This is a genomic window from uncultured Ralstonia sp. (assembly GCA_913056305.1).
Lineage (GTDB): Bacteria > Pseudomonadota > Gammaproteobacteria > Burkholderiales > Burkholderiaceae > Ralstonia.
The window spans coordinates 1-5,297 of the sequence record CAJXMR010000278.1 but is presented as its reverse complement, the minus strand read 5'-3'; the positions used below and the strand labels follow the sequence as shown (position 1 = coordinate 5,297).

Here is a 5,297-nt window from a genome sequence, read left to right as displayed (position 1 = left end):
GGCTTGATGCGTTGCTGGCTTACCTGCATTACATCTCGATCTTCACGCTGATCGTGTTCCTTACCGCCGAGGCCGTGGTGCTGCGGCCGGACATGACGCCCGAGATCCGCCGTCGGCTGGCGCGCTATGACGCCGTCTTCGGCATGGCGGCATTGGCCGTGCTGGTGACCGGCGTGCTGCGCGTGCTCTACGGCGCCAAGGGCGCGGCGTTCTATCTGCATAACCCTGTCTTCCACGTCAAGATCGGGCTGTACATCCTGGTCGGGCTGCTGTCGATCATGCCCACCGTCGCCATCCTGCGCTGGAAGAAGCAAGGCAAGACGCTGCCCGACTTCGTGCCCACGCCGGCCGAGATTGCCAAGGTGCGCCGCTGGGTCATGATCGAGTCGCACCTGATCATCTTCATTCCGCTGGCGGCGGTACTGATGGCGCGCGGCATCGGCATGTAGGCAATCGCTTGCGTGAACGCCCCGGCCCATGGGGCGTTTGCCGCATGGCCCGCGGCGCGGCAACCGGTTCGGTGTTGCAGCGACGATACGTTTAGCGCACGTCCCGAATCGGCAGCACGAAATTGCCGGGGGTGACCCCGCGACAACCCGCATTCCCTCGACTTCACCCGACAGACGCGACGATCTGGCGTGAAGTTTGCTTGAAAATCCTCCTACTGATTCCGGCGACATGACCGGAACCCCGTTAGGAGGAGACACCATGCGCAATGACGCCCTTCATGGCGGCAGCCCGTTGGCGGCCCATGGGCCCGGCTGGCTGGCGCCGACCATCCAGAAGGCGCACGAGCGTTCGGAAATTTTCGGGCTGCACACCACCACCCGGCCGGACTACGACGTCCTGCCCAGCCCCGAGCTCAACCTCAAGATCGAGCAGAGCCGCGCGCTGTATGCGCACGCGCTGCCCGTGATGGAAACGCTGCGCGAGCAGATCGCCAACACGCAGAGCATGATCGTGTTGACCGATGCGCAAGGCCTGATCCTCCACTCCATCGGCGACGACGATTTCCTGCAGCGCGCCGAGAAGGTCGCGCTGCGCCCCGGCGCCAACTGGGCCGAGCAGCGCCAGGGCACCAACGCCATCGGCACGGCCATCGCCGAGCGCTGCCCGACCGTGGTCCATGGTGACCAGCACTTCCTCGCCGCCAACCACTTCCTGACCTGCTCCAGCGTGCCGATCCTGGACCCGTACGGCGACCTGACCGGCGTGCTGGATGTCACGGGCGACCAGCACAGCTACCACCAGCACACCATGGCGCTGGCCAAGATGTCGGTGCAGATGATCGAGAACCATCTGTTCACCAGCACCTTCCGCAACACGCTGCAGATCGCCTTCCACAGCCGGCCGGAGTTCCTGGGCACGCTCATGGAAGGCATCGTCGCCTTCACCACGGATGGGCGCTTCCTCTCGGCCAACCGCAGTGCGCAGTTCCAGTTGGGGCTGTCGCTGGCGTCGCTGCGTGCGCATTCGCTGTCGTCACTGTTCAACATCGGCAGCTCGCAGCTGATCGACCGGCTGCGCACGAGCCACGGGCAATATCTGTCGCTCACGCTGCACAGCAATGCCACGGTGTGCGCCACCGCCGAATTCCGCCACACCACGCTGGCCGACACCGGCTGGCCGGAGCGCACCCGCCGCGAAAACGAAGTCGCGCAGGCCGCCGCCTCGGCCCGCGCGGCCAGCGCCGGCCAGATGCTGTCGCGCCTGAACTACCTCGACACCGGCGACCCGCAGGTCGCCTGCGTCATCGCCAAGGTGCGCAAGGTGATCGGCAAGGACATCCCCATCCTCATCAACGGCGAGACCGGCACCGGCAAGGAGCTGCTGGCCCAGGCCATCCACAACGACTCCCCCCGCCAGGCCGCGCCGTTCGTGGCGATCAACTGCGCGTCGATCCCGGAAACGCTGATCGAATCGGAGCTGTTCGGCTATGAGGAAGGCGCCTTCTCCGGCGCGCGGCGCAAGGGTGCCATCGGCAAGCTGCTGCAGGCCAACGGCGGTACGCTGTTCCTCGACGAGATCGGCGACATGCCGTATCCGCTGCAGGTGCGCCTGTTGCGCGTGCTGCAGGAGCGCGTGGTCAACCCGCTCGGCTCGGCCAAGTCGATCCCGGTGGATGTGGCCATCATCTGCGCGACCCACCGCGACCTGCGCGAGATGATCGCGCAGAACGCCTTCCGCGAAGACCTCTACTACCGGCTCAACGGCCTGGTGGTGAAGCTGCCGCCGCTGCGCGAGCGCACCGACCTGCCCACCGTGATCCAGCGCATGCTGCAGCGCGAGTCGCTGGCGCGCACCGATGGCCAGCGCCTGACCGCCTCGCCCGAGGTGATGGCGCTGTTCGAGCAATGCACGTGGCCGGGCAACTTCCGCCAGCTCGGCAACCTGCTGCGCACGGCCGCCGCCATGGTCGACGACGACGGCGAGATCCGGCGCGAGCACCTGCCCGACGATTTCTTCGACGACCTGCGCCGTGCGGCCACCGCCGCGCCACAGGCTGCGGCGCCCGACGCCGCCCAGGCTACCCCGGCCACGCGCCTGCAGGATGTGGAGGCCTCCGCCATTGCCCAGGCCATTGCACAGCATGGCGGCAACGTCTCGGCCGCGGCGCGCGCGCTGGGCATCTCGCGCAATACGATCTACCGGAAGATGCCCGGCGGCTCCAACCCGGGTAGCGACACCTAGCCCCTCGCAGGTTCTCTTTTCCGCATCTCGACGCCATGCAGCCCCGCTACCAAGCGGGCGCTGCGGTTCGCCCTTGACCGGTGGGGGCGGACTGCCTCCATGCCGCCCGTGTCACCCGCCCCGCTGTCTCACATGTGTTGCATCCTGCAACACCACTGTCCCAAAACGGAGCAGCCACCCGCCTGCGGGTGAGCACAACCCAGCCGCAACGGCGGGCGCATCGCTCCCCTCATCGCATTTTTCTTCGCGGAGGCCCCCGGCACGCCATCGCGCGCCACGCCCGCGCCGCATGTCATGCCAACGCCCGAGACAGGCATAGGCCTTGCATTGACCCTACCAGCCGTTCTTCCAGGGCGGTGCATCAACCCTAAAACGCATTCAAGGAGACAAACCATGCAGTGGACCACCCCCGCCTATACCGACATGCGCTTCGGTTTCGAAATCACGATGTACATCGCACACCGTTAAGGTCTGCAACGCCGTCCGCCCGTGGGGTGCAGGTGACCCACGGGTGCGGCGGCGCCCGGAGCATCGGCCATGATCATCAAGATTCTCGGCTCGGGCGCAGGCGGCGGCCTGCCGCAGTGGAACTGCAACTGCGCCAACTGCACCCACGCCCGCCACGGCACCGGCGACATCCTCCCGCGCACGCAATCGTCGATTGCGGTGAGCGACGACGGCGTCGACTGGGTCCTCATCAACGCCTCGCCCGATCTGCTGACGCAATTGCGCGCGCACCCGGAGCTGCAGCCGGCCCGCGCCATCCGCGACACCGGCATCGCCGCCGTGCTGCTGGTGGATGCGCAGATCGACCACGTGACCGGCCTGCTGATGCTGCGCGAGCGCACCAGCCCGCTGCCGGTGTATGCCTGCGAACCGGTGTTCGACGATCTGTCGACCGGCCTGCCGCTGATTCCGCTGCTCGGCCACTACTGCGGCGTGGAGCGCCATCCGATCGTACTGGGTGAGCCGTTTTCGATTCCGCTGGTCGACGGCCTGCGCATCACCGCCATCCCGATCGACAGCAAGGCGCCGCCGTATTCGCCGCGCCGCGCGCTGGCGGTGCCCGGCGACAACATCGCGCTGCTGATCGAAGACGTGGCCAGCGGCACGCGCGCCTTCTATGCGCCGGGGCTGCAGACGGCCTCGCCGGCGATCCGCGCGGCGATGCAATCGGCCGATCTGGTGCTGGTGGACGGCACCTTCTGGTCGGCCACCGAGATGATCGACCTCGGTCTGTCGACTCACCACGCAGCCGACATGGGTCACTTGGCCCAATGCCCGCACGATGGCGAGCCCGGCATGATCCAACTGCTCGACGCCCTGCCAAAGACGACACACAAGGTCGTCATCCACATCAACAACACCAATCCGATTCTCAACCCGCATTCCGGCCCGTTTGCCGAGATGCGCGCACGCGGCATCGATGTCGCGCGAGACGGCATGCAATTCCGAGTTTGATATGAACATGCTCATCAATACGCCGCTGCCGTCCGAAGCTACGCATGCCACGCCGTGGCCGGCGGAGGAGTTCGAAGCGCGCCTGCGCGCGCTGGGCTCGCGCTATCACATCTACCACCCGTTCAACCTGCGCATGCGCAGCGGGCAATGCTCGCCCGAGCAGATCCGCGGCTGGGTGGCCAACCGCTTCTATTACCAGATCAACATCCCGCTCAAGGATGCCGCGATCCTCTCCAACTGCCCCGACCGCGAAACGCGCCGGCGCTGGATCGCCCGCCTCCATGATCACGATGGCCTGGGCGACAACGCCGGCGGCATCGAGGCCTGGGCGCGCTTGGGCGAGGCGGTGGGCCTCTCGCACGACGCAGTGTGGTCGCTCCAGCATGTGCTACCGGGCGTGCGCTTCGCCGTGGATGCTTACGTCAACTTCGCCCGGCGCGCGCCGTGGCAGGAGGCGGTGTGCTCGTCGCTTACCGAGATGTTTGCGCCCGAGATCCACCGCGAGCGCCTGGCTGGCTGGCCCACGCAGTATCCGTGGGTGGCGGCGGATGGCCTGCAGTATTTCCGCAGCCGCATTCCGCTGGCCACGCGCGATGTCGAGCACGGCCTGGCCGTCACGCTGGCGTATTTCCGCACGCCCGAGGCCCAGCAGCGGGCGCTGGACATCCTCCAGTTCAAGCTCGACATCCTGTGGTCGATGCTCGATGCGATCGGCCAGGCGTATCCAGAATGAACGCGCTCGAATCCCCCGGCGCCCCGCTGCGCCCGCGCCTGCGCCGGCTGTTCCGGCTGCAATGGGAGCCGGTGCAGCAGGCCTACGTGCTGCTGTATCCGGAGGGCATGATCAAGCTCAACCCGAGCGCGGGCGAGATCCTCGTGCGCTGCGACGGCTCGCGCGAGCTCGACGAGATCATCGGCGAGCTGGAAGCGCTGTTCAGCGTGGCCGACCTCGCCCCCGACGTCTACCGCTTCATCGACCACGCGCACCAGCGCGGCTGGCTGGACTAGGGGTCTGTTCACATATGGAACGTACGCACGCAAGGGGCAGATGGGTCGCAGGGCTAGGCGTGGACGGCGCCGCTTGGGTCTGCCAAGCAAGCCGGCCGCAACGACGCCATGCGGCCCATCTGCCCCTTGCCCTCCGG

The 5,297-nt window shown here is 67.2% G+C and carries 6 protein-coding genes; all 6 read left to right on the top strand.

Annotated elements, in window-relative coordinates:
- The coding region (locus QZ609_RS24265; RefSeq protein ID WP_295500349.1) for a DUF2214 family protein at positions 1-449 on the top strand (449 nt) is incomplete at its 5' end.
- Between the two features lie 259 nt (positions 450-708).
- Positions 709-2,691: a sigma-54-dependent Fis family transcriptional regulator gene (locus QZ609_RS24260; RefSeq protein WP_295500346.1), complete on the top strand. Its 1,983-nt coding sequence runs from the start codon at positions 709-711 to the stop codon at positions 2,689-2,691.
- A gap of 393 nt (positions 2,692-3,084) precedes the next feature.
- Positions 3,085-3,159, top strand: coding sequence for a pyrroloquinoline quinone precursor peptide PqqA (pqqA, locus tag QZ609_RS24255; RefSeq protein WP_295500354.1), 75 nt, complete (start codon positions 3,085-3,087; stop codon positions 3,157-3,159).
- Positions 3,160-3,228: 69 nt separating this feature from the next.
- Complete coding sequence (gene pqqB, locus QZ609_RS24250; RefSeq protein WP_295500343.1) at positions 3,229-4,152, top strand: pyrroloquinoline quinone biosynthesis protein PqqB; 924 nt, start codon at positions 3,229-3,231, stop codon at positions 4,150-4,152.
- 13 nt (positions 4,153-4,165) lie between these two features.
- A complete protein-coding gene (gene pqqC / locus QZ609_RS24245; RefSeq protein WP_295500351.1) occupies positions 4,166-4,885 on the top strand; it encodes a pyrroloquinoline-quinone synthase PqqC in 720 nt (239 codons plus the stop codon).
- Entirely contained in the window at positions 4,882-5,160 is a 279-nt protein-coding gene (gene pqqD / locus QZ609_RS24240; protein WP_295500340.1) for a pyrroloquinoline quinone biosynthesis peptide chaperone PqqD, read from the top strand. The genes pqqC and pqqD overlap by 4 nt, the downstream gene beginning before the upstream one ends.
- Positions 5,161-5,297: the final 137 nt, after the last annotated feature.

What these genes read in the sequence shown, in the direction of transcription:
- QZ609_RS24260 (WP_295500346.1), top strand. Translation starts at nt 709, where the DNA reads ATGCGCAATGACGCCCTTCATGGCGGCAGCCCGTTGGCGGCCCATGGG.
- pqqB (WP_295500343.1), top strand. Translation starts at nt 3,229, where the DNA reads ATGATCATCAAGATTCTCGGCTCGGGCGCAGGCGGCGGCCTGCCGCAG.
- pqqD (WP_295500340.1), top strand. Translation starts at nt 4,882, where the DNA reads ATGAACGCGCTCGAATCCCCCGGCGCCCCGCTGCGCCCGCGCCTGCGC.